We start from the raw sequence: 25,811 nt of genomic DNA on the forward strand, positions 1-25,811 counted from the left end.
CCCCCGGGCGGCCAGGCGGTGGGGGCGGGTCAGCCGTGCGCCACGGCGGCGATCGCTGCCGCCAGCTCCGCCACGCCCGGCTCCCGCAGCACGCCGTAGTGGTCGCCGGCCAGCCGCACCGTCCCCGGCGCGGCGGCCGACCAGCCGGAGCTGCCCTCGATGAACGAGTAGTCGTCACCGGTGGCCTTGAAGACCGTCACCGGGGCCGACAGCCGCCGCTCTGCCAGCTCGCGGAAGCTGTACTCGAACTCGTACGTCTCCCCGACGATCCGGGCGATCCGGCGGATCAGCTCCTCGTCGAGGTCCGGCAGCAGCCGGTGGACGAAGGCGGCGAACCCGGCCTCGTCACGCACCTCGGCCAGGCACCGCTCCAGCTCCGGCCCGGCGATCGCGCCCGCGAACACCGAGTACAGGATCGTCAGGTACCCCGGGTTGCGGTAGGAGGACTCGCGCCCGTACCGCTCCCCGTCGGCCCGCCGCAGCTCCGGGTTGCCGGGGCAGATCAGCAGCAGGTCCGCCACCTCCTCCCCGGCCCGCTCCAGCTGCCAGGCCGCCTCGAACGCCACCCGGGCGCCGAAGGAGTACCCCCACAGCGTGTACGGGCCGTGCGGGCGGACCCGGCGGATCTCCGCCACGTCGGCCGCCGCCGTCTCCCGGATCGTCGGGTACGGCGTCTCCCCGGGGTTGATGCCGTGCGACTGCACCCCGTAGAACGGCCGGCCCGAGCGCCCGGCGAGCGGGCGCAGGTTCATCGGGTAGCCGCCCAGCCCCGGCCAGCAGAACACCGGCTCCCCGGCGCCGTCGCGGTGCAGCGGCACCAGCCGGGACACCGCGCCGTCCGCCGCCCCGCCGCCGGCCCGGGCGGTGTCGATCCGCGCCGCCAGGTCCGCCAGCCCCGGGCACTCGAACAGCACCTGGAGCGGCAGCCGGGTCCCGAACTCCCGGTTCACCCGGTTGACCAGCGCCACCGCGATCAGCGAGTTCCCGCCCGCCGCGAAGAACTCGTCGGCCGCCGAGACCGCCTCGTACTTCAGCGCCGCCGCCCACACCCCGGCCAGCCGGCGCTCGGTCGGCGTCGACGGCGCCACGAACGGCGCGCCCGTCCCGGCGTCCCGCACCTGCTCGGCGGCGGCCAGCGCCTTGGCGTCCACCTTGCCGTTGGCGGTCAGCGGCAGCTCGTCCAGCACCAGCACCCGGTTCGGGATCATGTAGTCCGGCAGCAGCGCGGCCAGCTCGTCCCTGATCAGCTCCGCCGGGCCCTTCATGTGCACGGCGTCCTCCCGCATGCCCTCGCTGCGCACCTGCTCCTCGCTCACCCGCCCGCCGAGGAAGAAGTACGACGCCCCGCCCGGGATGCCGCACCCCGCCAGCACCGCCTCCATCCGCCGCGCGGACGGCAGCGGGTGACCGCTCTTCGAGCTGTAGCCCGAGGACATGAACCCGAAGCCCAGCCCGTTGCGCTGGAGGTGGTGCAGCCGGGTGCCGAGGCCGATGTACTCCAGCCACGGCTCGGCCGCCCGGCTCACCGCCGTGATGCCGAACCCCGCCCGGCGGTACACCTGCTGGTTGATCGCGATCACGTGCCGCGACTCCACGATCTCGTCCGAGATCCGGACCAGCTCGCCGCCCGCGGAGTCGCCCTCGTACCGGTACAGGCCCGCCGCCAGGCCCTCCACCCCGCCCGGATGGGCCTGGACGAACAGCTCGGTGTCGTCCCGGCGCGGGCGCCCGTCCTCCGGGACGATCGTGAAGCTGCCCAGGTAGAAGTCCTCCTCGGCGACGTCCAGCCGGTGCTGCACGTCCGGCTCGTGGCCCAGCGGACGCACCGCCAGACCGTACTCCGGCAGCACCTCCTCCAGCACGCCCAGCATGTGGCCGGCCTCGAACTCCAGCACCTCCTGGATGTTGTTGCGGTACACCGGCTCGATCGCCCCGCGCCGGCCCAGGAAGTGCAGCGCCAGCGGAACGCCCCCGGGATCGGCCTCGCCGACCCGGACCAGGGCGTGCTCCACCGGGTGGTAGTAGTAGACGCCCGCGGCCGGGCCGTGCGAGCCGTCCGTCTCCAGGTACAGCTGGGTGGCGTACAGCGCGCCGGGGGAGGCGTACGCGTACTTCGGCAGCAGCCGCTCCTCGCTGTGGAACTGCCCGAACCAGCGCAGCACCGGGCCCAGTTCGGCGAGCACGGGGTCGTGGTCGCGCGGGCCGGCCGTGGCGGCCGTGGCGGCCGGGTGCGGGGCGGCGAGCAGGGCCAGCAGGTCGTCCCTGGTCACCGGGCCGCCCTCGAAGTAGCGGTAGGTCTTGCGGGCGAAGGTCTCCCGCCGCTGCCGCCCGCTCTCCCGGCGCCCCGGCAGCTCCACCACCGCCCGCCCGGCCAGCTCCGCCGCGCCGCGCAGGCCCGGGTTGGACAGCTGCGCCCGCACCTGGAGCTTGCTGGCCTTGGACTGGTGGTGGCCGCCGTGGTTGCCCTGGTCCATCAGGGCGGCCTCCTTGGGGTTCAGCTCCACACAGGCCACCAGGTTCCGGTGCCCGGTGCGCGCGTCGTCGGTGACCACGGCGGCGGCCCGGCGCACCCAGGTGTGCTCCTCGATCGCCAGCGCGATCTCGTCCAGCTCCACCCGGTAGCCGCGCAGCTTGACCTGGTTGTCCACCCGGCCCGCGCAGTGCAGCGTGCCGTCCGGGTTCCACTGGGCGAGGTCGCCGGTGCGGTACAGCCGCTCGCCCGGCAGGTGCGGGGAGGCGACGAACCGCTCCGCCGTCAGGTCCGGCCGGTTGAGGTAGCCCCGGGCCAGCTGGACGCCGCCGATGTACAGCTCGCCCGTCGCCCCGAACTCCACCGGCGCCAGTTCCTCGTCCAGCACGAAGCAGCCGGTGCGGTCCACCGGCACGCCGATCGGCACCGAGCCGGCGCCGTCGCCCAGCGTCTGCGGGTCGACCCGGTGGGCGGTCGCGTTGATGGTGCACTCGGTCGGGCCGTAGAGGTTGACCAGCTCCGTTCCCGGCAGCGCGGCCGTCAGCGCCCGGGCGAGGCGCACCGACAGCGGCTCGCCGCCGGAGTACAGGCCGCGCACGGTCGCGCACTCCGTCAGCCGCTCGGTGTCCAGCAGCGCCTGCAGCAGGGTGGGCACGCACTGCAGGGCGGTCACCCCGTGCGCGAGGACGGTGTCGATCAGGGCTTCCGGGTCGCGGTAGACGCCCGGCGCACCCATCACCACGTGCGCGCCGGCGGCGGGCGCCAGGATCTCCCACTGCGCCGCGTCGAAGCTCATCGGGGTCTTCTGCAGGATGACGGCGTCCGGGCCGAGGTGCCCGGCGTCGGCCAGCCAGCGCAGCTGGGACACGATGCTGTGGTGCTCGATCATCACGCCCTTGGGCCGGCCGGTGGAGCCGGAGGTGTAGATGACGTACGCCAGCGACTCCGGGCTCGGGTCGGCGGGCCCCGGGCTCTGGTGGGGGATTCCGTGCGGCTCCGTGCTCGGAGGGGCGTCCGGGAGGTCGGCGGGGACGACGATCAGCGTGCCCGGCGGGACCAGCTCGGCCAGCCGGGCCCGCAGGTGCTCCTGGGCGACGATCACCCGCGTCCCGCTGGACTCGATCATCCAGCGCACCCGCTCCTGCGGGTACTCCGGGGACAGCGGCAGATAGGCGGCGCCCGCGTGCAGGATGCCCCAGGCGCCGGTCATCAGCTCCAGCGAGGGCTCGGTGTACAGGCCGACGCAGTCATCGGCGGCCACCCCCAGCCGGTGCAGCCGTGCGCCCAGCGCGTCGGCGGCAGCGCCGAGCTCGCGGAAGGTCAGGCGCCCGCCGTCGCCGGTCACGGCGGTGGCGTCGGGCCGGGCGTCGGCCTGGGCGCGGAGCAGGTCGGGGAGGCAGAGGGAGCGGCGGGCGTCGAGAAGGACGGCGGACGGGACGGACTCTGCGGTCATGAGGGGGTTCCCTGGGTCGGGCCGATACGGCCGCCCGGTGCGCCGACCGGGCGTGGCTACCAAGGTCGGCCGCCCGGTGTCCCGACCGCCTGGGGCGAGGGCCGCTACCCGGCCCGGATTTCGGCCCGGGCCGGGACGCGCTCCGGTCCCGGGTGTCCCGGGTACGTCCCGGCCCGGTCAGGGCTGACGGCCGCGGTCACGGCGACACCCGCGGCCGCGTTCACGGCGACACCCGCGGCCGCGCCCGCCCGCGCGTCACGGCGCGGTGATCGCCAGGGTCGCGTCGTTGCAGGCCGCCACCGCGACGGCCTTGCGTCCGGCCGGGAGGGCGACCGGGACCGGCAGCAGGTGCGGGTCGCTGATGGTTCCGGTGCCCGCCTCCCCGTAGATGTTGCGACCCCAGGAGAAGGCGAGCCCGGCGGCGGTCGTCGCCGCGCTGTGGTACATCCCGGCGGCGACCGAGGTGACGGAGGTCAGGCCCGTGGCCCAGATCGCCCCCGGCCGGCGCCAGGTCATCTCCCGGCCGGGGCCCTGCTGAGTGCTGTAGCCGTTGCCGAGCTCGCCCGCGAAGTTGTTCCCCCAGGAGTGGACGACCCCGCTCGTCGTCACGGCCAGGCTGTGCCGGTAGCCGGCCGCCACCTGGCGGACGCCGCTGGTGAGGTCCCACACCGGTACCGGCGCGGTGCGGGTCTCGGTGCTGTTGTCGCCCAGCTGGCCTGCCACGTTCTGGCCCCAGGCGTAGGCCCGCCCGCCGGAGACCGCCAGGGTGTGCTCCGAGCCGGCGGCCAGTGACGAGGCCGTGAACGGGGTGACGCCGTCGGCGTGGAGCACCGGTCCCGGGACCCTGTTGTTGCCGGTCCGGCCCAGGACGCCGACCTTGACGGTTCCCCAGGTGTACACGCGGCCGTCCGCGCCGATCGCCGCGCTGTGAGAGTAGCCGGCGGCCACGTCCACGGCGGCCACTCCGCCCGGCAGGGCGATCCGCTTCGGCGAGCGGCTGTCGTAGAGGGTGCCGTCGCCCAGCTGACCCGAGCCGTTGGCGCCGAACACGTAGACGCCGCCGTCGGAGCCGGCGACCAGGCTGTGCCGGTCGCCCGCCGAGACCGCCCGGGCGGTGACTCCGGCGGGCAGCGGGACCGTCCCGGGCGCGAGCCGGCGGGTGAGGGTCCCGGTGCCCAGCTGCCCGGCGTCGTTGTCGCCCCAGGAGTACGGGGTGCCGTTGGAGCCGATGGCGAGGGTGTGCTGGGCGCCGACGGCGACGGCGGTGAGCGCCACCCCGGCGGGCAGGGCGGTGGCGGTCGGCGTGGCGCGGTTGACGGAGGTGCCGTCGCCGAGCTGGCCGTAGCCGTTGAAGCCCCAGCCGAGGGCGGCGCCCGCGGTGCCCGGCCGGGTGGCGCCGGCCGTCCCGGGGAGGGCGGCGAGCACGGCGAGGGCGGGCGGCAGGGCGAGCAGGGCGCGACGGGAGACGAGGGCGCGGTCGTCGGACACGGGGACTCCTTGACGGGCGGGGAGGGGGCCGCGCTCCGGGGGCGGCCGGCTCAGCGAACCGCGTCCGGCCGACTCCCGCAAGGCACAGCCTCTTCGAGTGCTCCCCGGGCGGCGGGTTTCCGCCGGTTCCTCCGTTGTCCGCACTGCTGCGGCCCGGACCGGGCCCGGATCAGGCCCGGATCACGGCTCTTTGAGTCCGGCGCCCACGGGGTGCTCGACGGCAGGATCGAGCAGCTGCTCCACGCGCAGTCCGGCGAGGGGAGGCCCACCGTCGTGGGCCAGAAGGCCGGAGTCGCCATCACCCGGTTCGGCAAGGACGGCTTCCAGGCCGGCCACGCCGACAACGACGGCATGGCCGGTGCGATCACCACCCGGCTCAAGGCCGCCGACCGGACATGGTGCACGCCGCCCGGGCCGTCCAGTACATGATCACCGGTGCGGTGCTGCCGGCCGCCGTGGTGATCGACTCGGCCTCCCGGCGCACCCGGACGTCCGCCGGCCGGGGCTGACCGGCTGCCGCACCGACCGGGACAGCCCGGTCCCCACCTCCACGGGGACCGGCCCCCGCGCGTCCCGGAGGTGACGTTGGTCCCTGCCGCCCGTCGGACCGGCCCCGCACCCTGGAATACGGGTCCGCCGGTTCACGAAGACCGGCGGGCCCACCAGCGAGACCCGGTAGCCGAGTGAGTGAGGACGTACGCTGCCCATGCCCGTCGAGACGATCGTGAACCGTCTGGTCGACGCCTTCTTCACCTACTGCCAGGAGTGCGGCGAACCCCGCGACGCCGACTGCCACCCGCAGGCCCACTGGCGGCTCTACCACGACCTCGACGCGCAGACGCTGCACCGGATCCGCCACTGGGCGCTCGACCCGGCCAGCCCGGCGGGCACCGAGACCGAGCGCACCGTGCTGCTGCACTGGCTGGAGGCGCAGGAGGCCTGACGGCCCGGCCCGTCGCAGCGCCCGTGGGCCCGCGCGCCGAGCATGACCTCCGAGGTAATCGACCCCCCGAACCCGCTCCGGCAAGGTGATCACCGCAGGCCGGAGAACCCCTCCGACCTGGCGTTGGACCCACGGAAGGGGATCGACATGACCATGGTTCGCCGGCTCACCCGCCGCACCGCGCTGCTCGCCACCGGGACGGCCGCCGCAGTCGCGCTCGGCGCCGTCACCGCCGCGACCGGTGCCACCGCCGGCCCCGCGGGCGGGGCCGGCGAGGTGCTCGCGGAGTGCGCCGACGTCCGGGGGAAGCTGGAGCGCCTCGAAGGCCGGCTCACCCCCAACAACTGCGCCTTCATCAAGCGCCAGATCGCCTTCGGCGAGACCCCGACCGGAACCCCGCCGGTGCCCGGTGACCTCACCCACCCCCGGGTCCGGGTCTACCAGGACATCTTCGACGACGAGGCCACCCTCTGGGAGGCCGGCACCGCCCCGCAGCGCGGGCTGACCGCCATCGGCACCTCGATCACCCGCTCGCTCGGCCTCGTCCCGGACTTCCGCTACCGCGGCACCGAGGTGGTCGCCGACGGCGCCGTGGTGATGTTCGGCCAGTGGAACGAGGCCACCGTCAAGGGCCACCCGATCGCCTACCCGCAGATCGCCAGGAACGTGCTGTCCGACGACGGCCGGACCATGCAGGCCCGCCGCTACTACGACCGCCACGAGCTGTTCAAGCCGGTCGCCCCCGAGTTGAGCCCGCTCTTCGCCGGGATCGCCGACCCGGGCGGCGCGGGCGGCGCGGGCAGGCCCGCCGACCGGCGAGCCCCGGAGCGGTTCCGCGCCGGGGAGATCACCGCCCGGCTGGCCGCCTGGAACGGCGAGGACGTCGCCGCCCTGGTGGGCCGTACGGGCGGCGCGCGCCTCGGCGGCCCCGGCCTGGCGGCGCCGCTGGTCGGCGCCGAGGGCCAGGCCGACTACCTCCGGCGGCTCTTCGAGCGGGCCGACGTCCGGTTCAAGTCCGGCCAGGTCGCCTTCGGCCGGACCATGACCTACGTGGAGTGGTACGGCACGGCCGTTCCCGCGTGGAGCAAGGACCCGGTGACCGGGAAGGGCACGGAGGTGACCTTCGGCATCGTCGAGCGCTTCGGCCCCGGGGGTGAGTGGGAGCTGTTCTTCGACACGCTGCCGCTGATCGCCACCGAGAGCGAGATCGCCGCCCTCTACCGGCGCATCGCCTGACCTCGGCCGGGAGCGGACCGCGGCTGCGTCGCCCCGGCCCCGGCGGCTACAGTGCCCCTCATGCCCAAGAGACCGACCGACGTCTGGCGTGAGCACGTCGCCGAAGAAGCCGCAGCGGTGGCGGCGGGAACCCTCGACCCGGAGTGCGCGTACAGCACCGAACTCTTTCCCGTGAGCCTCCTGACCGTCACGGATGACGTCCTCGCCGCGTTCGAGGCGGACGTGGCTGCGCTGGGCGGCAGCCCGGCCGACGACGACGTCCTCGGCGTCGTCGAGCGGGTCGTGCTGGAGCTCAACCGCGTCAACGAGGCTCACGACGGGGCCGCTTACGAAACCGACGAGCGGGAACTGCTCTGCGCCTACATCGACGACACCCTCGTCGCCGCCGGCGTCGACGTCGAGGCCCTCACCGAACGGCAGGGTCTCGGCCGCCACGAGATCACCGACCGCTGGCGGGAGTGGTGATCGGGGCACAGCGGCTCGGGGCGGCCGACCGCTGGTGACCTGAGTCGGAGCTTCGTCCCCGCTGCTGTTCCATTCGGTGAGCCAGGTGCGAGACGCGCCTGTTCGGTCGGGCGAATCGCTGAGTGAGCCGAGTGAGCCGAGTGAGCCGAGTGAGCCGTGGGGAAAGACCGCCGTGGTCGGTGCCGGACGACCCGTGGGACCGGATCGAGCCGCTGCTGCCCGCGCGGCAGCAGCGGCTTCGCAGGGTCGCCCGCCCGGAGCGGCTGCCGCAGGAGCTCGACTCCGGCTCGGGCACGACCTGCCGGCGCCGACTGCGGGATCGGCCCGAGGCAGGGGCGCGGGACCGGCTGTGCCACGTGCTCCTCACCGGGTTGCACCGGGCCGGCGAGCCGGACCGGTCGCGGGCGGTGATCGACGGCCCGCACCGCCAGGCCCGTCGCGGCGGCCCGGAACAGGACCGAGCCCGGTCGGCCGCGCCCGCCCGGGCTCGAACCGCCAGGTGATCACCGACGGCCTCGGCACGCCACTGGCCGTCACCGCAACCGGCGGCAACCGCCACGACGTCACCCGGCTCGTGCCGCTCATGGACGTCACTCCCCGCCTCCACGGCAGGACCGGCAGGCCACGCCACCGACCTCAGCGGCTGTTCGCCGACCAGGGCTACGGCTTCGACGAGTACCGACGGCTGGTGTGGAAGCGGGACATCGAGCGGGTGATCGCCCGTCGAGGTGTACTCGACGGGTCCGAGCCTTGTGTCTGCTCCCCGAAGGCACATACCCGGCGTCCTCGGAGAACTCGCGCGGCGTCGCGCCTCCTCGCGGCCGGCCGGGTACAGCGGGTGGAGCGGGGCGGGCAGCACGGTCGCGCGACCAGGAGGGCGGCCAGGCCGAGCAGGCGCGCGGTGCCGGGCTTCCGGGCGGTGGTCGCCCGCGAGGCCGGGGCGCGCGCCTGACCGATCGTGCGCCCGCCGGTCTCAGTCCCGTGCCAGCTCCAGTGCCTCGCGCAGCCGCCCGCCGGCCGCGGCGAGCAGCCGGGCGGCAGTCGGGGCGTCCACGCCGGTGAGGACGACCAGGACGGCGTCCTTCGCCTCGCCACCGGTGGCCGCCAGCGCCCGCCGTGCCGTCTCCTCGTCCGCGCCGGTGATGTCGGTGACGATCCGCCGTGCCCGGTCGCGCAGCTTGGCGTTGCCCGCCCGGACGTCGACCATCAGATTGCCGTACGTCTTGCCGAGCCGGACCATCACCGCCGTGGAGAGCAGGTTCAGCACCAGCTTCTGCGCCGTCCCCGCCTTGAGCCTGGTCGAACCGGCCACCACCTCCGGCCCGGTCACCACCTCGATGCCCAGCTCGGCGGCCGCGACCAGCGGTGACCCGGTGGTCCCCGCCAGCCCCACGCCCAGTGCCCCGGCGGCGCGGGCGCAGCGCACGGCCGCCACCGTGTACGGGGTGTGCCCGGAGGCGGAGACGCCCACCACGGTGTCCTCGCCGGTCAGCGCCAGCGCCGCCAGGTCGGCGGCCGCCAGTTCGGGGCGGTCCTCCGCGCCCTCCACGGCGCGCACCAGCGCTTGCGCGCCTCCCGCGATCACACCCACCACCTGGCCCGGGGCGGTGTTGAACGTCGGCGGGCACTCGCTCGCGTCCAGCACTCCCAGCCGCCCCGCCGTCCCGGCACCCGCGTAGACCAGCCGCCCGCCCCGGGCCATCCGCGCCGCGACCGCGTCCACGACGACCGCGATCCGCGGCAGCTGCCCGGCCACCGCCCCGGCGACCGTCCGGTCCTCGGCGTTCAGCAGCCGCAGCAGTTCCAGCGTCCCCAGCCGGTCGAGGCCGGCCCACTCCGGCCGCACCTCCTCCGTGGCCGGACCGTCGGCGTTCTCCATACCGCCTCCCTCCCCGCGCATGACCGCCGCCAACCCGGGCAGGTGCCAGTCAGGCGAGGAAGGGAGGCCGGCCGTGGGCCGCCAGGAAACCGTCGCCGCCCTGCTGGAACGCTTCGGCCGCACCTACGCCGACGAGGCGGGCATCACGCTCCGGGACACCCCGGCACCGCTCTACCGGCTGCTGGTCCTCACCACGCTCAGCTCGGTGCGGATCAGCGCCGGCATCGCCGTCGCGGCCGCCCGGGAACTCTCCGCGGCCGGCCTGCGCACCCCGAAGGCCATGGCCGAATCCCGCTGGCAGGCCAGGGTGGACGCGCTCGGCCGCGCCCACTACGTCCGCTACGACGAGAGCACCGCCACCGCCCTCGGCCGCGGCGCCGAGTTCCTCCTCGACCGCTGGCACGGCGACCTCCGCCGCCTCCGCGACGAGGCCGACGGCGACCCGGTCCGGATCGCCGGCCTGCTCCGCGAGTTCCCCAGGATCGGCCCGGTCGGCGCGGGCATCTTCTGCCGCGAGGCCCAGGCCGTGTGGCCGAGCCTGCGCCCCTCCTTCGACGATCGCACCCTGCGTGCCGCCGCCGACCTCGGCCTGCCTCACACCCCCACCGGCCTCGCCGCCCTCACCCCGCCGCACAACCTCGCCCGCCTCGCCGCCGCCCTCACCCGCCTCAGCCTGAGTCACGCAAGCCCCGACGGGCTGCTCGCGGCATAGCACTCTCCTTCGGATCACGCCGGGCGGTCGCCGCCGGAGCACGCACACCTCCAGCCCGACGGCCGGGAGACGCCCCCACCTCCGCACCACCGATGCGGCAGGAGGGGCTCAGCAACGAGTGGGTCATGGCCGTGCCGAGTGCGCCCAGCAGTATGTCGAGCGCCGTGTCGGCTTCCCTGGACCCCGCCGCCCACCGCTGGACGGGTCGCGGGCGGCGGCCGACGGGGAGACGGCCGTCGGGACTCCGGGGCGGGGGAGGAGTACGGGACGTCGTCGGGCAGCACCCTTGATCGAGTGCCGGGGACGGGAAAGGGTGGTGCCATGACCACGTTTGAGATCGATCCCGCCGAAGCGTCGGCCGACGGGGCGCTGCGCACCCGTACCCATGAGTGGCGGGCCGCTCCGCCCGTCTCCGCGTTCTCGCACCTCACCGGGGAGGAGATCCTCCAGGAGATGATCGCCGGCCGGATCCCGCAGCCGGCGATCGGGAGCACCATGGGCTTCCGGCTGGTGGAGGCCGGGCCCGGGACGGCCGTCTTCGAGGGCGTGCTCGGTGATCACCTCTTCAATCCGATGAACACCGTCCACGGCGGCTACCTGGCCACGCTGTTGGACTCGGCGCTCGGCTGCGCCGTGATGAGCCGGCTGCCCGCCGGGGTGGGCTACACCACCACCCAGTTGAACGTGCACATGGTGCGGCCGCTGTTCGCCGACTCGGGGAAGGTGCGCTGCGAGGGCGTGGTCCTGCACATGGGCCGGACGATGGCCACCGGCGAGGCGCGGATCCTCGGGGGCCGGGACGACCGGCTGATCGCGCACGCGACCACCACCTGCGCCATCCTGGCCCCGCGCAGCGCCGGTTGACGCACGCGCACGGGCCCGGTGGTCACACGCGCGAGGGGCGTGCGCACGACCACCGGGCCCGTCGGCCGGTCCTGCTCAAGCGGTGCTCGGCGCGTCACCACGCACCGGCGCCCACGCTCCGGCACCACGCTCCGGCACCAGGCTCCGAAGCTACGCTCCGAACGTCGCGGCGAGCAGCCCGCAGACGGCGAGGAAGCCGCAGATCCCCAGGTTGACCAGCTTGTGGGAGAGGAAGACGGCCGCGAACTCGCGGATGGTCGCGCTCGGCCAGTAGTACCGGGCGGTGGGCGAGCCGAAGACCTGGCCGCTGACATCGGTCTTACGGGCCATCAGGGCGGCCCGGAAGGCGTGGAAGTTGTTGGTGACGATGACGCAGCGGTAGTCGGGCTTGGCCTGCTCCATGATCGCCTTGCTGAACAGCAGGTTCTCCTCGGTCGTCCGGGAGCGGTCCTCACGCGTGACGTGCTCGGCCGGGAAGCCGCGCTCGACCAGGTAGTCCGCCATCGCGTGGGACTCCGGCAGCTTCTCGTCGGGGCCCTGGCCGCCCGAGGTGATCAGCACCGGCGGGTTGCCGCGCGCGGCCTGCTTCTCGTAGACGTCGCGGCCGCGCTCCAGCCGGCTGGCGAGCAGCGGTGGCACCCGCTCGCCGCCGATCAGCCCGGAGCCCAGGACCACCACGAAGTCGACGTCGCCGCGCGGCCGGTGGCACTGGTAGAGGAAGGCGTAGCCGACGAAGCAGACGAAGAGGAAGGAGACGTAGCCGACCACCAGCATCGCCGTCGCGGCGAGGATGCCGAGGCGGTTGGACCCGGTCACCACCGCCGCGGCGAACAGGGCGATCACCCCGAGGATGCCGAGACCGGCGAGCAGGGACAGCAGGTTCGCCGGCCGTCGCCCTTCCTTGCGGATCATCGTCAGCCCGTTGGAGAGCAGGAACCAGACCAGGGCGACGGTGCCGGCGGTCGGGAGCAGGGCGATCAGGGCGACCGCCAGTTCCGCCACCAGCGTGGGTGCCCGGCGCAGTTCGGCGATCAGTGCGAGGGCGAGGAGCGAGACCGCGATGCCGAGCAGGACGGCGTTGCTGAATTGGCGTCGGTCGCGAAGGACTCCGATTCCGCAAAGGAGGAAGAAGAAGGCCGCTGGGGCATAGGCGATCATGGTCATATCGTAGGGTTCCGCCGGACGGTCCCGGCGACCTTCTCCGGGTTGCCGGGATGCTCGTCGACGACGCAGGTCCCCGTGCCCGCGCCCGCGCCCGCGCCCGCGTCCGTGCCCGTCGACCGCCCGACCCGGCGGACGCCCGGGACGGCCGCGGTGCCGGCGCAGGCGAGCGCGACCAGGGCGGCCGTGACCAGCAGCGGCCCGGTACTGCCCCAGGCATCGGCGGCCAGCGGCGCGAGCGTGTACCCGAGCGGGGCGGCGGCCAGCGACAGCAGCCAGTCGTAGGAGGTCACCCGGGCCAGCACCTGGGGCGGGAACTCCTGCTGCACCACCGTCTGCCACACCGGGCTGAGGAAGCCGAGCCCCGTCATCGCCAGCGCGTACGCGGCCACCGTGACCGGGGCCGGCGCCGCCACAGCGAGCGCGGCCAACGGCAGGGCGTACAGCGACAGGCCCAGGTTGGCGACCAGCACCGGTCGTCGTGGCCGGTAGCGGCCGGCGAGCAGCGAGCCGGCCAGCACGCCGAACGCGGCGGCCTGGGTCATGGCGATCCACACGCCCTCCCCGCCCAGCCGCCGGGTGGCGATCAGCGGGCCGAGGGTGAGCAGTACGGCGGCGGCGCCGTTCCACACGCCGTGGCCGACCAGGCTCGTCCAGTACCAGTCGCGCGAGCGCACCTCGCCCCACCCGTGCAGCAGGTCGGCGCGCAGCGAGCGGCGCTCGCCCGGGGTGTGCCGGACCCGCAGCCGTGCCAGCAGCGCGGCGCTGACCAGGAAGGAGGCGCCGTCCAGCAGGAACGCCCAGCCGGCGCCGGCCGTCCAGACCAGCACCCCGGCGAGCGCCGGGCCGCCGAGCCGGGCGGCGTTGGCGGCCGAGGCGAGCAGCGCGTTGGCCCGCATCCGCTGCGGCCCGGCGACGGTGGCGGCGACCAGCGGCGTCGCCGTCGGTATGGCGAACGCGGAGGCGATCCCGCCGACCGCCTCGGCGGCCGCGATCGGCGCGAGCCGGGGCTGGTCGGCGAGGAGTTCGAGGCCGACCGCCAGTTGGGCGGCGGCCCGGACGAGGTCGGTGACCAGCGCGACCAGCCGGGGGTTGACGCGGTCCCCGACGACGCCGCCCAGCGGGAGCAGCAGCAGGCGCGGGACCATCGCGCAGCCCAGGACGAGCGCGAGCGCGCCGGAGGAGCCGGTCGCCCGGGTGACGGCGATGGCGAGGGCGGCGGGGACGACGGCGTCCCCGAGGGTGGAGATCGTCCGGCCGAGGAACAGCAGCCGGAAGTCGGGCAGGCGCAGCGGGTGCTGAGGCAGGGTCACGGGCACGACTGTATTTCGGTACCGAAGTTTCGGCAACGAATTATTTGCGGCCCGAAAGCCGCAGCTCACGGACCCCTACACTCGGGGCATGACACCCGCGACCCACCGGACGGCGGCCGACCGGCCCCGCGACTGGACCGACGGCCACGTCGAACGCTGGCGGCCGGTGCTGCCGCACCTCGACCCGGACGTCGAGGGCGCCGTCACCCGGATGGGCAAGCTCGTCCGCCACCTGGGCCGGGTCCGCGAGCAGGGCGTGGCCGACTACGGTCTCCAGAAGCACGAGTTCGACACCCTGCACGGCCTGGCCGGGCGCGGCGGCCGGGCCACCCCGTCCGACCTGCGCGCCGACCTCAACCTGGCGCCGGCCTCGGTGACCGGCCGCCTGGAGGCGCTGGAACGGCGCGGTTTCGTCGTCCGCACCCCCTCCAGCGACGACCGCCGCCGGGTCGACGTCGAGCTCACCGAGGCGGGCCGGCTGGCCTGGCGGCAGGCGCTGGACGTGGTCGGCCGCGAGGAGCACCGGCTGCTCGGCGTGCTCAGCCCGGTGGAGCGGCGCCAGCTCTCCGACCTGCTGCGCCGCGTCCTGCTGGCCGCCGAACAGCCGGTGCCCGAGACCCGGACCGGAACCGGGGCCGACCGCCCGGAGGCCGGCTGGCACGCCTGAGTCCGGGCCCGCCCCGTCACCGGGCCGTCAGTTCCAGGGCCCGACCGAGAGGCGGATCCGGGCGTCCGGCCCGAGGATCGGCCGGGTGGTGGCCGGCAGCGGGACGTGGGCGAGCCAGGAGGCGGCCTGCGGGTCCTCGTCGGGCAGCGGGTCGCCGGTCGGGTGGAGGTCGCGGATCGCCCCGGGCACCTCCGAGTTCCAGTTCGCCCAGGCCGCCGGACGCGGCCCGCCGGCGTCCACGTCGACGATGAGCGTGTCGGCGAAGTCGGCGGTCTGCTCCAGGTGGTCGCCGAAGCCGAACAGCCCGCGGGTCTGGCGCAGCGAGAGCAGGTTCAGGTCGAGGACGAACCGCAGCGGGCCCGCGTTCCCCTGGCGCAGCCGGCTGGAGAGGAAGGTGGTCGCCAGCGGGACGGCGCCGTCCCCGGCGGTGGCGGCCCGGGCGCGCCGGCTCGCCTCGGTCGGGTCGGACAGCTGGATCGGGCACCAGTGCGGGGCGACCCGTTCGTGCATCAGCACCGGCAGCCCGCGCACCGTGAGCCGGACCTCCGCCTGCCAGGTGACCTCCTCCTCCGCGGGCAGCCGGACGCCGACGAGGTCGGTGGCGGCCTTCAGGTCGCCGAACAGGAAGCGGCGCAGGTTCTGGTAGCCCTCCTCGGAGTTGACCAGCCCGTAGCAGCCGCTGTGGCTGCGGTAGGCGAACGCCCGGTTGGCGCCGGTGACCTGGGCGTTCTCGATCTGCACCAGCCCGTCGCTGCGCGGGCCGACGGCCTCGGCCGAGATGCCGCGGCCGACGTCGTAGTCGCGGGAGTTGGTGCCGACCATGCAGAACACCCGGTCGAGCGGGAAGCGGCCGGCGGCGTCCGCGGGCTCCCCGCTGCCGTCGTCGTCGGTGATGTCCACCGCCCGCCAGCCGTCCGGCGGCCCGTCCGGGTCGGGGTGCGGGGTCAGGTACTGGTACATCCGCTCGGGGCCGAAGATGTCGGAGCCGTTGATGTTGAACAGGTCGCGCAGCGCCTCCGGGACGCCGAAGCCGACGGCGAAGGTGATGCCGCCGTGCGGCGTTCCGTAGGTGAACAGCTTGGAGACGTACTCGGTGGCGCGCTCGCCGCGCTCGACCGGGATGATCTTCTGCAGCAGGCAGCGGCAGATCAGACCGCCCATCGAGTGGGCGACCAGGTTGACCCGGCGCGCGCCGGTCCGCTCCCGCACGTGGTCGATCAGTTCCAGCAGGTCACGGGCGGCCGACTCCAGGTCGAAGGCCTGGGCCTGGCCGCCCCAGGTGCCGGAGCAGACGTCGTAGAAGCGGTGGATCCAGATGCTTTCGGGAGGAGGGGCCTCCGTCTTCTCCGGGCGCGGACCCTCGACGACGATGTGGTAGCCCTCGTCGAGGTGCAGGCGCAGTAACGGACTTTCGAACTGGTAGAGAACGGGGTTGTCCTGGCGGCCGACGCGGATGTGCGTCGAGCCCTGGTTGAATCCGTAGAACGGATCCGTCACGGCCTTCTCGATCCCGGGGGTGCCTCCGGCGTATCCCCGGACATAGATGATCGGGAGCCCGGCGGACGGCGTGCTCATGGCCGGCCTGCCCTCTCCGCGGCCGGTACCGGCCGGCACCGGCCGACCCGTTGGGATGGGAACTTCTCCCCACCAGTGTCGGCGGCCGGCGCCGGCCTGTCACCCCTGACTCCGGACCGTTGACGGCCCGTCACTGCCCGTGCGGGTCCGTCGCTCCCGCGAAGCGCTCGATCGCGGCCAGCACCGCCTCGCCGGTGGCGGGGGAGCCGGTGTGCCCGGCGTTCTGGATCACCGTCAGCTCGGCGTCCGGCCAGGCCTCGGCGAGCTTCCAGGCGGTGTCCAGCGGGCTGTCGAGGTCGAGGGCGCCGTGGATCAGCACGCCCGGGATGCCGGCCAGCCGGTGCGCGTCGCGCAGCAGCCGGTCGGGCTCCAGGAAGGCCCGGCGGGAGAAGTAGTGCGCGGTGATCCGCACGAAGGCGGTCAGCGCCTCGGCGGGCCGGTCCGTGTAGGCGTTCGGGGAGCCCATGGTCTCGTGGGCGATCACCGCGTCCTCCCAGGTCGCCCAGGCGACGGTGGCCGCGCGGCGGACGGACTCGTCCGGGTCGTTCAGCAGCCGGTCGTAGGCGGCGAGCAGGTCGCCGCCGCGGTCCTCGGGCGGCAGCGCGTCGCGGAAGGCCTCCCAGGGGCCGGGCAGCAGCCGTCCGACGCCCCGGTAGAGCCAGTCGATCTCCTCCGGCCTGGTCGTGGTGACGCCGTTGATCACGATCGCGGACACCCTGGAGGGGTGCGCCTGGGCGTAGGCGAGGATCAGGGTGGAGCCCCAGGAGCCGCCGAACATCAGCCACCGCTCGATGCCCAGGTGCTCGCGCAGCCGCTCCAGGTCGGCGATCAGGTGCGCGGTGGTGTTGTGCTCCAGGCTGGTCGCCGGGTCGGCGGCGTGCGGTTCGCTGCGGCCGCAGTTGCGCTGGGAGAACAGCACGAGCCGGTAGCGCTCGGGGTCGAAGTACTTCCGGTTGCGGGCGCTGAGCCCGGAACCCGGTCCGCCGTGCACCACGACGGCGGGCTTGCCGGCCGGGTTCCCGGACACCTCCCAGTGGATCCGCTGGCCGTCGCCGACGTCCAGCAGGCCTTCCGCACAGGGCTCGCCGACGGGGTGGAACGCGGTCATGCGGGTGGCCTCCTCGGTGGGACGGGTCGCGCCGGCGACCCTAGCGGCCGAACGCGCGGTGGTCGAACGATTTCGGGGCCGGGCGGCCGGCGCCCGGGCGGTCAGCGGCGCTCGGGCGGGAGCAGTGCCGCCAGGCCGTCGAGGATCCGTTCGAGGCCGAAGGCGAACCGGGCGTCGAGGTCCGGCCCGGTGAGGTCGTCGGCCATCGCGACCAGCCGGGGGAACTCGGCGGCCGGCAGTGCGCGGAACCGCTCCGCGGCGGCGTCGGCCACCTGGCGCCGGCCGGTGCCGGCGGTCTCGGCGGCCGCCATCGGGGACTGCTCCTGGAGCACGAAGCCCTGCACGTACGCGCCGAGCAGGTAGGAGACCATCGCGGCGTCGGCGGCGGAGAAGCCGGCCCCGCGCAGGCGGTCGAGCTGCTCCTCCATCAGGCGCAGCAGGTTCGGGCCGGGCGCGAGGCGGCCCGCCACCACCTTGGCCGCGTCCCGCCTGCCGAGCAGGTGGGCGCGGTAGCGCTCGCAGTACCCGCGCAGCTGGACCCGCCAGTCACCGGTGCGCGGCGGAGGCTCGACGTCGGCCATCAGCGCGTCGTTCAGGAGGTCCAGCAGCTCCTCCTTGTTGCGGATGTGCCAGTACAGCGAGGCGGCCTTGACCCCGACCTCGGCGGCGACCTTGCGCATCGACAGTCCGGCCAGGCCGTCGCGCTCCAGCACCCGCAGCGCCGCCCGCGCGAGCGCCTCGCGGGTGAGTGCGGGCTGGGCGGCGTCGTCCTCGTCGGCCGGCATGGGTCCTCGCTGTTCCTCGTTCCTGGGCTGGCTGCGATCGCGCTTGCAATCTAACACCGTTAGGTGCACGCTGTCCTCCGTCGGAACGGCCCCTAACACTGTTAGGGGCCTCAAGCGATCGAACCGGGAGGACCATCCGATGGGGGAGACCGAGGGGGGCGCGGCGCCGGCCGCGAGCGCCCGTCGTCGGCGGCTCGCGCTCGCGCTCGCGACGCTGTGCATCACCATGTTCATGTCCATGCTGGACAACGTCATCGTCGGCAACGCCCTGCCCCGGATCGGCCGGGACCTCGACGCGGGCATCACCGGTCTCCAGTGGGTCGCCGAGGGCTACAGCCTGGTCTTCGCCGCCCTGCTGCTCACCGGCGGCGCGCTCGGCGACCGCTACGGCCGCACCGCCGTGTTCCGGCTCGGCCTCGCCCTGTTCACGGTCGGCTCGGCCGCCGCCGCGCTCGCCGGGACCGTCGGCGCGCTGGTCGCCGCGCGGATGCTCCAGGGCGTCGGCGCCGCGCTGCTGACCCCCGGCAGCCTCGCCGTCCTGCGGCACGTCTTCACCGACGAGCGCGAGCGCACCCGGGCGATCGGCACCTGGTCCGGCGTCTCCGCGCTCGGCCTCTCGGTCGGCCCGGTGATCGGCGGGCCGATGGTCGAGGCCTTCGGCTGGGCCAGCGTGTTCTGGATCAACGTGCCGATCGGCGCCGTCGCACTCGTCCTCTCCGGCCGGGTGCTGCCCGCGGTCCCGGCCCGTGCCCGCCGCGTCGACCTCGGGGGCCTGGTACTGTCCGCGGCCGGCCTCGGCGCCGCCGTCCACACCCTCGTCGAGGGCCCCGCACGCGGCTGGACGGACCCCCGGGTGCTCACCACGGCGGTGCTCGCGGTACTGCTGCTGGCCGCCTTCCTGCTGCTCGAACGGTGGATCGCCGAGCCGATGCTGGACCTGCGGCTGTTCCGCGACGGCGTGCTCGGCGGCGCGCTGCTCGGCGGGTTCACGGTCAGCTTCGGGATGTTCGGCGCGCTGTTCTTCCTGCCGCTGCTGATGCAGGGCGTGCTGGACTGGTCGCCGACGGCGGCCGGCCTCGCCGGGCTGCCGATGACGGCGATGATCGTCGTCGCCGGCCCGCTCTCGGCGCGGCTGACCGGCCGTCACGGGCCCAGGCTGCCGCTGGTGCTGGGCATCGCCCTGTGCGCGCTCGGCCTGGCCGGCCTCTCCCTGTACGGCGAGCAGGCCCGCTACGCCGGGTACCTGTGGACGCTGTTCGTGCTGGGCCTGGGCATGGGACTGACCTTCACCCCGGTCTCGATCGCCGTCCTCCAGCGGGTCGCCCCCGAGCGGATGGGCACCGCCTCGGCCACCGTCAACACCCTGCGCGAACTCGGCGGCGTGCTCGGCATCGCCGTCCTCGGCGCCGTGCTGACGCACCGCCTGACGACCGGGCTGACCGCCTCCCTGGCCCGCCTCGGCCTCCCGGCCGAAACGCTCGGCCGGCCCGCCGACACCCTGGCGGCTGCCACCACCGCCCCGGCCGCCCCGCTCCCGGCCCCGGTGCAGCAAGCGGTCGAACACGCCTTCACCGAGGGCATCCAGCTCGCCCTGCGCTGCGGCTCGGCGGCCCTGGCGGCGGCCGCCGTCCTGGTCGCACTCCTGCTGCGCCGGCCCGGGCGCCGCCCGTCGGCGGCCCCGGCCGCACCGGCCCCCGACTCCCCCGGACAGGGCCTCCCCGCCGGGGAGGCCCTGTCCGGCGCACGCCCGGCGGTCACCGCCGGAGCACGCACGCCCCCCGCCCGGCGGCGGGGAGCCTTGCCCGCCCACCGGCAGGAGGGGCCCGTCGACGACGCCCACTGATCCGACGTGCCCCGAACGAGGGGGCTGGCGTCCGCCTTTCAGCGAATGCCCTCCACCGCGCTCTGGGCGGTGCGGGCCAGGGTGCGGCGGGCCTCCCAGGGGCGGGCGGGGTCGACGGGCGGGGGCGGGACCGGCGGGCGGAAGGCCAGTTCGGCGACCAGGCCCCGGACGGCGACGACCCGGGCCAGCGAGGTGAGCAGGCCGTCCTCGCCGACGAAGGCGGGGGCGCTGGTGGGGCGGCCGTCGGCCAGCCGGTAGCGGATCGCGACCGGCTGGACGGGGGCGCCGGTCCGGACGGCGGCCTCGAAGAAGGCCGGGCGGAAGCGGCCGCTCTCCCGGCCGCACCAGGTGGAACCCTCCGGGAAGACGATCACCGGGTGGCCGGCCCGCAGTCCGCCGGCCACCTCGGCGACCGTCGCCGGCAGCGTGCGCAGCCGGTCGCGGTCGAGGAAGACGGTGCCGCCCCAGGCGATCAGCGGGCCGAGCACCGGCCAGTGCCGCACCTCGGTCTTGGCCAGTGAGCGGCCGGGGCGGGCGGCGGCGACCAGCGGGATGTCCAGCCAGGAGACGTGGTTGGCCACCAGCAGCACCCCGCCCCCGGCGCCCGGCCCCGGACCGGGCTCGACGTGCACCGCGACTCCCAGCGAGCCGAGCAGCCCGCGCGCCCAGAACCGGGCGAGCCGCTCGCGCGGCCCGCGCGGCAGCGCCCGCGCCGGCAGGGTGAGCGCGAGCCCCGCCGTGAGCACCACCAGGCAGGCGGCCAGGCGCAGCACCCGCCGGGGCAGGGCGACGGTGGGCGCCGGGTCGGTCAGGCAGGCCTCCGGGGTGCAGGAGGCCGTCGGCAGCCAGACGCTCATGAGGACCGTTCCGCGGCGGGCGCCGCGGCCGTGCCGACGCCGCCCACACCGGAGAGGAAGTGCCGCAGGTAGCGCGGGTCGGTGCGCTCCAGCGAGAGCAGCACGTACAGGTCGGCGCACTCGAAGTCCGGGTCGTACGCGGGCTCGCCGCAGACCCAGGCGCCGAGCCGCAGGTAGCCCCGGAGCAGGGCCGGCAGCGGCGCCTTCGCGGCCCGGGCCACACCGGTGGCGTCCCAGGGGCGGTGCGGGGCGACCCGGTACTGCGCGGGGGCGAGGTGCTTGGCGGCGACGGTGTCCCACACCCGTGCGGCGGTGGCGCCGCCGTCCTCCAGGGAGATCGAGCAGCAGCCGCCGACCCAGGTGTTGCCGGTGTCGGCGAGGTAGCGGGCGATGCCGCCCCACATCAGGTTGATGACGGCGCCGTTGCCGCGGTGCTCGGCGGCGATGCAGGAGCGGCCGAGCTCGACCAGGCCGTCGCGCAGCGGGGCGAGGCCGGCGAGGTCGAACTCGCCGTCGGAGTAGAGCCGGCCGGCCCGGCGGGCGGCCTCGGGGCGCAGCAGGCGGTAGGTGCCGACGACCGCGCCGTCCTCGCCCTCGCGGACCAGCAGGTGGTCGCAGAACTCGTCGAACGGGTCGACGTCCAGCCCGGGGACGGTGCTGTGCAGGGTGGCGCCGAGCTCGTCGGCGAAGACCCGGTGGCGCAGCCGCTGGGCGGCGCGGACGTCGTCCTCGTCGCGGGCCAGCGCGACGGTGTAGACGGCCGAGGCGGAGCCGGACGCGCCCTCCTGGCGCGCGGCGGGCACCGCGGCGGCGGCCCGGACGGGGGTGACTGCGGGCGGAGCGTACGAGGGGACGGTGGTCATGGCGGACCCTCCAGGGCAGCACGGACGACGACGGCCACGGGGTTTCCGTGGCACCGGCCCGGCCAGGCCCGTACGGTCGACGGGTCTGCGAACCGGCACCCGTATGTCTCTCCAAGTCGGCTGGCATCCACGTTGCCGTTCGGGGGAGGGGAGATGTGCACCTGCTGAATGCGGCCACCCGACGTGTGCGGGACATCTGTTGGGCACCAGGACGCCGTCCTATCCTCCGCTGCATGGGGTGGATTCCGGGGGCGGGACTCTGGCGGCGATTCGCCAGTGACATGACAGGGGTTCTGATGTGCCAGGCGGCGGCGACGGCGGGTCTCGCCGTCGTCTACCTGGCGGCGAGGGCGGTGGGACTGGCGCCCTCGCCGTGGTGGTGCCTGGTGGTGGCGATGGCGCTGGCGCTGCACCTGGTCGGCGAGCGCTGCTGGGAGGACGACCGGCGCCCGAGGGCCGCGCTGGTGGCGCTGGCCGTGGCGCTGCTGGTCGCGGTGGCGCCGTACCTGCTGATCGGCGTGGCGGCGGGCTGGGCCGAGGCGCAGGCGGCGGACACCTACGCCTCGGGCGCGATGGCGGGCGGGCTGCTGCTCGCCGGGTACGTGGTGCGCGCGGTGCACGCGCTGCGCAGCGGCGCCTACCCGGCCCGCCCGGCCGCCGCCCCGGCACCCGGCCGGGGCGGCGGGGGAGGGCGGCGGCGGGGCGTCCTCAGCCGGGGTGGCCCGAACCGCGGCGGCCTCAGCCGGCGCGGCCCGGGGCGCAGCGGCGGTCAGTAGGCCTGCCAGCCCCGCGGGTCGAGCCCGCCCGGGACGGCCTCGGCCGGTCCGTAGGGCTCGCGGGTGAACACGAAGGAGCCGATGTCCAGGTGGCTGACCGAGCCGTCGGCGGCCCGCACCACGCGCAGCGTCTCGCCCGCGTAGTAGTCGTCGAGGCCGGTCCAGGTGCCGTCGGCCTCGGCGCGGAACCGGGAGGCGCGGCCGCCGCTGCCGAGCACCGAGAGCTCCAGCGCCCGATCGGCCGCCAGCCGCAGGGCGTGCGGTGCGGCGCCCCAGTACCAGGGGCCGGTGAGGGCGAGGAGCCCCTCGTCGACCTCGGGCAGCGGGCGCCACGGCTCGGGGATCCGGGGCTCGTGCTCCGCGGTGATCGCGATCAGCTCGGCGGCGACCTGCCCGGTGCGGGAGCCGTGGGTGGCGTTGGCGAAGGCGAGCGCGGCCAGGCCGTCGGCCTCGCTGATCCACAGGCCGGCGGTGAAGCCGGGCATCGAGCCGCTGTGCCCGAACAGCGTGCGGCCGTCGCGGCGGAGCAGCTGGAGGCCGAGCCCGTAGGTCTCGGTCCAGTCGTCGGTGTCCGGGGCGACGGCGGGGCGGCGCATCTCGGCGAGGGTGTCGGCGCAGAGCACCTTCGCGTCGCCCGCGGCCAGGAAGGCGGCCCACCGGGCGAGGTCGGCGGCGGTCGACCAGAGCTGGCCGGCCGGGGCCATCAGGCCGGTGTCGGTGAGCGGCTCGGGCAGCATCACGTCGGCCCAGGGGTGGACGGCGAAGCCGCCGGCGTGCGGGTGCTCGGGGAGCAGGGTGGTGCGGTCCATGCCGAGGGGTTCGAGGACCTCCCGGCGCAGCACCTCGCCCCAGGGCTCGCCGCGCAGCCGCTCGACCAGCGCGCCGAGCAGGGCGTAGGTGGGGTTGGAGTAGTGGTGCAGCCGCCCGGCGGGGTGGCGGCGCGGCCGCTCCTCCTCCAGCAGGTCGGCGAGCTCCGGACGCAGCGCGCCGTCGGTCCGCTCCCACCACGGGCCCGGGGGCTCCGAGGCGAGGCCGGCGGAGTGCGAGAGCAGCTGGGCGACGGTGGCGCCGTCGGCGGGGGTGCCGGGCAGGTGGCGCTCGACCGGGTCGGCGAGGTCGAGCAGGCCCTCGTCGCGCAGCCGAAGGACGAGGACGGCGACGAAGGTCTTGGTGATCGAGCCGATCCGGTACTGCACGTCGGTGGTCGGCGCGTGGCCGTCGGTCATGCTGCGGGCGCCGCTCCAGACCAGCCGCCCGTCCCGGAGCACGGCGGCGACCATCGAGGGGGTGCGGCCCTCGGCCTGGGCGACGGCCAGACGGTGCAGCAGTGCACGGCGGGTGGCGGGAAGCAGTTCGTCGGACAGGTCGGTCATCTGATCCTCTGACGTTCTTCGGTCGACTTCGGTCGGGTTCGGTCGGCTTCGTGCCGCGGTGCCATGGCACCGCGGCCCAACCTAGTTCGCCCCCGCCGGGTCGTTCCACCCATTTTCGCCCGATCGGTTCACCCTGCTCCCGACACACCCTCACCGTCCGTTCGGCGGACAGTACTTGACATGAGCAAATGGTCTAGTCCATTTTGGGGCCCTCCCCGCACCTCCACCCCCCACACCCCCCACTGGAGGTCAACGGTGCACAAGCGCACCCGACTGCCCGCCGTCGGCGCCGCCGCGCTGCTCGCCGCCGCCGCGGCGTTCACCGCGCCCACCGCCGCCCACGCGGCCGACCAGCTCGCCAACGGCGGGTTCGAGACCGGCACGCTGTCCGGCTGGACCTGCTCCGGCGGTCTCGGCTCGGTCGTCACCACCCCCGTGCACGGCGGCGGCAAGGCGCTCGCCGGCGCCGCCTCCGCGAGCGACGCCGCCAAGTGCGTGCAGACCGTCGCGGTCAAGCCCAACACCACCTACTCGCTCTCCGGCTGGGTCCGCGGCAACTACGTGCACCTCGGCGTCACCGGCGGCGGCTCCGCCTGGACCTCCGCCGCCGACTACAGCAGGCTGAGCGTCTCCTTCACCACCGGCGCCAACCAGACCAGCGCCGAGGTCTACGTCAACGGCTGGTACGGCCAGGGCACCTACTACGCCGACGACATCGTGTTCGACGGCCCCGGCGGCGGCACCCCGCCGGCCGACACCCAGGCCCCCACCGTGCCCGGCAACCTGCACGCCACCGGCAAGTCCGCCAGCAGCGTGACCCTCGCCTGGGACGCGGCCACCGACAACGTCGGCGTCACCGGCTACGACGTCTACCAGGGCACCGCCAAGGTCGCGACGGCCCCCGGCACCACCGCCACCGTCCCCGGCCTGACCGCGTCGACCGCCTACACCTTCACCGTCAAGGCCCGCGACGCGGCCGGCAACGCCTCCGCCGCCTCCGCCGCCGTGACCGTGACCACCGACGCCAACGGCGGCGGCCCCACCCCGGGCGCCTTCAAGCAGGGCGCGCCCTACCTCTACAACGGCTGGGGCAACCCGCCCGCCGCCACCACCGTCATGAACGCCACCGGCATCAAGTGGTTCACCCTGGCGTTCATCCTGGCCCAGAACGGCTGCAACCCGACCTGGGACAGCCAGCGGCCGCTGCTGAACGGCGTCGACCAGGCCACCATCAAGGCCGTGCGCGCGGCCGGCGGCGACGTCGTCCCGTCGATCGGCGGCTGGAGCGGCAACAAGCTCGGCCCCAACTGCGCCACCACCGCCGACCTCGCCGCCGCCTACCAGAAGGTGATCGACGCCTACAGCCTCAAGGCGATCGACGTCGACATCGAGAACACCGACGAGTTCGAGAACACCGCCGTCCAGGACCGGATCCTCGGCGCGCTCAAGATCGTCAAGCAGAACAACCCCGGCCTGCGCACCATCGTGACCTTCGGCACCGCCACCAGCGGCCCGACCTACTACGGCAACCGGCTGATCGAGCAGGCCAAGGCGATCGGCGCGGACATCGACGTCTTCACCATCATGCCGTTCGACTTCGGCAACGCCTCGACCGACATGTACGCCGCCACCGTCAGCGCCACCGAGGGCCTGAAGAACAAGCTCAAGTCCGTCTTCGGCTGGGACGACGCCACCGCCTACGCGCACATCGGCATCTCCGGCATGAACGGCCTCAGCGACACCGGCGAGATCACCAGCGTCCAGACCTGGACGGCGATCCGCGACTGGGCCAACAGCCACCACCTGGCCCGGATGGCCTTCTGGTCGGTCAACCGCGACCGCGGCTGCCCGGGCGGCGGCCAGCAGGAGACCTGCTCCGGCATCGCCCAGAACGACTGGCAGTTCACCTCCATCACGGCCGGCTTCACCGGCTGACGCACACCCGCGCCGGCACGGTGCGGCGAAGGCGCGGCCCGGCCC

23 protein-coding genes are annotated in these 25,811 nt (G+C 74.9%); 12 read left to right on the forward strand and 11 right to left on the reverse strand.

The features are described 5' to 3' along the window. Positions 1-29 precede the first annotated feature (29 nt). Together ACFU74_RS22530 and ACFU74_RS22535 are read right to left on the reverse strand one after the other, a co-directional pair. Complete coding sequence (locus tag ACFU74_RS22530; protein WP_380759471.1) at positions 30-3,923, reverse strand: amino acid adenylation domain-containing protein; 3,894 nt, start codon at positions 3,921-3,923, stop codon at positions 30-32. Between the two features lie 255 nt (positions 3,924-4,178). Continuing rightward, positions 4,179-5,411 (reverse strand): RCC1-like domain-containing protein, encoded by a 1,233-nt coding sequence (locus ACFU74_RS22535; protein ID WP_380759473.1) that lies wholly within the window; start codon positions 5,409-5,411, stop codon positions 4,179-4,181. A gap of 273 nt (positions 5,412-5,684) precedes the next feature. Here ACFU74_RS22535 and ACFU74_RS22540 point away from each other — a divergent pair, with 273 nt between their 5' ends. The 6 genes from ACFU74_RS22540 to ACFU74_RS22565 all read left to right on the forward strand — a co-directional run bounded on the left by ACFU74_RS22540 (position 5,685) and on the right by ACFU74_RS22565 (position 9,007). Then, positions 5,685-5,840 carry a hypothetical protein gene (locus ACFU74_RS22540; protein WP_380759518.1) on the forward strand — a complete coding sequence of 52 codons (156 nt, stop codon included), beginning with the start codon at positions 5,685-5,687 and terminating at the stop codon, positions 5,838-5,840. 277 nt (positions 5,841-6,117) lie between these two features. Next, complete coding sequence (locus ACFU74_RS22545) at positions 6,118-6,354, forward strand: hypothetical protein (RefSeq protein WP_380759475.1); 237 nt, start codon at positions 6,118-6,120, stop codon at positions 6,352-6,354. 147 nt (positions 6,355-6,501) lie between these two features. Continuing rightward, positions 6,502-7,590: a hypothetical protein gene (locus ACFU74_RS22550; protein ID WP_380759477.1), complete on the forward strand. Its 1,089-nt coding sequence runs from the start codon at positions 6,502-6,504 to the stop codon at positions 7,588-7,590. Between the two features lie 60 nt (positions 7,591-7,650). Then, positions 7,651-8,055 carry a hypothetical protein gene (locus tag ACFU74_RS22555; protein ID WP_380759479.1) on the forward strand — a complete coding sequence of 135 codons (405 nt, stop codon included), beginning with the start codon at positions 7,651-7,653 and terminating at the stop codon, positions 8,053-8,055. Between the two features lie 179 nt (positions 8,056-8,234). Beyond that, positions 8,235-8,558, forward strand: a complete 324-nt coding sequence (locus ACFU74_RS22560; RefSeq protein ID WP_380759481.1) for a hypothetical protein — start codon at positions 8,235-8,237, stop codon at positions 8,556-8,558. After that, a complete protein-coding gene (locus ACFU74_RS22565) occupies positions 8,555-9,007 on the forward strand; it encodes a transposase (RefSeq protein ID WP_380759483.1) in 453 nt (150 codons plus the stop codon). Before ACFU74_RS22560 ends, ACFU74_RS22565 begins: the two co-directional genes overlap by 4 nt. A gap of 21 nt (positions 9,008-9,028) precedes the next feature. Here ACFU74_RS22565 and murQ read toward each other — a convergent pair whose 3' ends face one another. Next, complete coding sequence (gene murQ, locus ACFU74_RS22570; RefSeq protein ID WP_380759485.1) at positions 9,029-9,934, reverse strand: N-acetylmuramic acid 6-phosphate etherase; 906 nt, start codon at positions 9,932-9,934, stop codon at positions 9,029-9,031. A 73-nt stretch (positions 9,935-10,007) separates the two neighbouring features. Here murQ and ACFU74_RS22575 point away from each other — a divergent pair, with 73 nt between their 5' ends. Both ACFU74_RS22575 and ACFU74_RS22580 read left to right on the forward strand, forming a co-directional pair. Further along, positions 10,008-10,646 (forward strand): endonuclease, encoded by a 639-nt coding sequence (locus tag ACFU74_RS22575; protein ID WP_380759487.1) that lies wholly within the window; start codon positions 10,008-10,010, stop codon positions 10,644-10,646. A gap of 321 nt (positions 10,647-10,967) precedes the next feature. Then, a complete protein-coding gene (locus ACFU74_RS22580; protein ID WP_380759489.1) occupies positions 10,968-11,510 on the forward strand; it encodes a PaaI family thioesterase in 543 nt (180 codons plus the stop codon). Between the two features lie 150 nt (positions 11,511-11,660). Here the strand turns inward: ACFU74_RS22580 and ACFU74_RS22585 are convergent, their stop codons facing one another. Both ACFU74_RS22585 and ACFU74_RS22590 read right to left on the reverse strand, forming a co-directional pair. Further along, on the reverse strand, positions 11,661-12,668 hold the full coding sequence (locus tag ACFU74_RS22585; protein ID WP_380759492.1) for a YdcF family protein: 1,008 nt from the start codon (positions 12,666-12,668) through the stop codon (positions 11,661-11,663). A 2-nt stretch (positions 12,669-12,670) separates the two neighbouring features. Continuing rightward, positions 12,671-13,990 (reverse strand): MFS transporter, encoded by a 1,320-nt coding sequence (locus tag ACFU74_RS22590; RefSeq protein ID WP_380759495.1) that lies wholly within the window; start codon positions 13,988-13,990, stop codon positions 12,671-12,673. A gap of 82 nt (positions 13,991-14,072) precedes the next feature. Here ACFU74_RS22590 and ACFU74_RS22595 point away from each other — a divergent pair, with 82 nt between their 5' ends. Next, on the forward strand, positions 14,073-14,651 hold the full coding sequence (locus ACFU74_RS22595; protein WP_380759497.1) for a MarR family winged helix-turn-helix transcriptional regulator: 579 nt from the start codon (positions 14,073-14,075) through the stop codon (positions 14,649-14,651). A gap of 27 nt (positions 14,652-14,678) precedes the next feature. On the opposite strand, the gene ACFU74_RS22600 is transcribed toward ACFU74_RS22595, so the two are convergent. The 3 genes from ACFU74_RS22600 to ACFU74_RS22610 all read right to left on the reverse strand — a co-directional run bounded on the left by ACFU74_RS22600 (position 14,679) and on the right by ACFU74_RS22610 (position 18,119). Then, positions 14,679-16,226 (reverse strand): esterase/lipase family protein, encoded by a 1,548-nt coding sequence (locus tag ACFU74_RS22600; protein WP_380759499.1) that lies wholly within the window; start codon positions 16,224-16,226, stop codon positions 14,679-14,681. Positions 16,227-16,356: 130 nt separating this feature from the next. After that, complete coding sequence (gene pip / locus ACFU74_RS22605; protein ID WP_380759501.1) at positions 16,357-17,334, reverse strand: prolyl aminopeptidase; 978 nt, start codon at positions 17,332-17,334, stop codon at positions 16,357-16,359. A 101-nt stretch (positions 17,335-17,435) separates the two neighbouring features. Then, entirely contained in the window at positions 17,436-18,119 is a 684-nt protein-coding gene (locus ACFU74_RS22610) for a TetR/AcrR family transcriptional regulator (RefSeq protein WP_380759503.1), read from the reverse strand. Between the two features lie 139 nt (positions 18,120-18,258). On the opposite strand from ACFU74_RS22610, the gene ACFU74_RS22615 reads away from it, so the two are divergent. Continuing rightward, positions 18,259-19,962 carry an MFS transporter gene (locus ACFU74_RS22615; protein WP_380759505.1) on the forward strand — a complete coding sequence of 568 codons (1,704 nt, stop codon included), beginning with the start codon at positions 18,259-18,261 and terminating at the stop codon, positions 19,960-19,962. A 38-nt stretch (positions 19,963-20,000) separates the two neighbouring features. Here the strand turns inward: ACFU74_RS22615 and ACFU74_RS22620 are convergent, their stop codons facing one another. After that, complete coding sequence (locus ACFU74_RS22620; protein ID WP_380759507.1) at positions 20,001-20,819, reverse strand: lysophospholipid acyltransferase family protein; 819 nt, start codon at positions 20,817-20,819, stop codon at positions 20,001-20,003. Further along, entirely contained in the window at positions 20,816-21,682 is an 867-nt protein-coding gene (locus tag ACFU74_RS22625) for a GNAT family N-acetyltransferase (protein WP_380759509.1), read from the reverse strand. The genes ACFU74_RS22620 and ACFU74_RS22625 overlap by 4 nt, the downstream gene beginning before the upstream one ends. A gap of 281 nt (positions 21,683-21,963) precedes the next feature. Here ACFU74_RS22625 and ACFU74_RS22630 point away from each other — a divergent pair, with 281 nt between their 5' ends. Continuing rightward, on the forward strand, positions 21,964-22,458 hold the full coding sequence (locus ACFU74_RS22630) for a hypothetical protein (protein ID WP_380759512.1): 495 nt from the start codon (positions 21,964-21,966) through the stop codon (positions 22,456-22,458). Here ACFU74_RS22630 and ACFU74_RS22635 read toward each other — a convergent pair. Continuing rightward, the gene (locus ACFU74_RS22635; RefSeq protein ID WP_380759514.1) at positions 22,452-23,831 is read right to left on the reverse strand and encodes a serine hydrolase domain-containing protein; all 1,380 of its coding nucleotides are present in this window, start codon (positions 23,829-23,831) and stop codon (positions 22,452-22,454) included. The two genes, ACFU74_RS22630 and ACFU74_RS22635, sit on opposite strands and share 7 nt — an antisense overlap. Positions 23,832-24,086: 255 nt before the next feature. On the opposite strand from ACFU74_RS22635, the gene ACFU74_RS22640 reads away from it, so the two are divergent. After that, positions 24,087-25,766, forward strand: a complete 1,680-nt coding sequence (locus ACFU74_RS22640; protein WP_380759516.1) for a carbohydrate binding domain-containing protein — start codon at positions 24,087-24,089, stop codon at positions 25,764-25,766. The last annotated feature ends 45 nt before the right edge of the window (positions 25,767-25,811 follow it).

It is taken from the genome of Kitasatospora sp. NPDC057500, from assembly GCF_042802195.1.
Lineage (GTDB): Bacteria > Actinomycetota > Actinomycetes > Streptomycetales > Streptomycetaceae > Kitasatospora.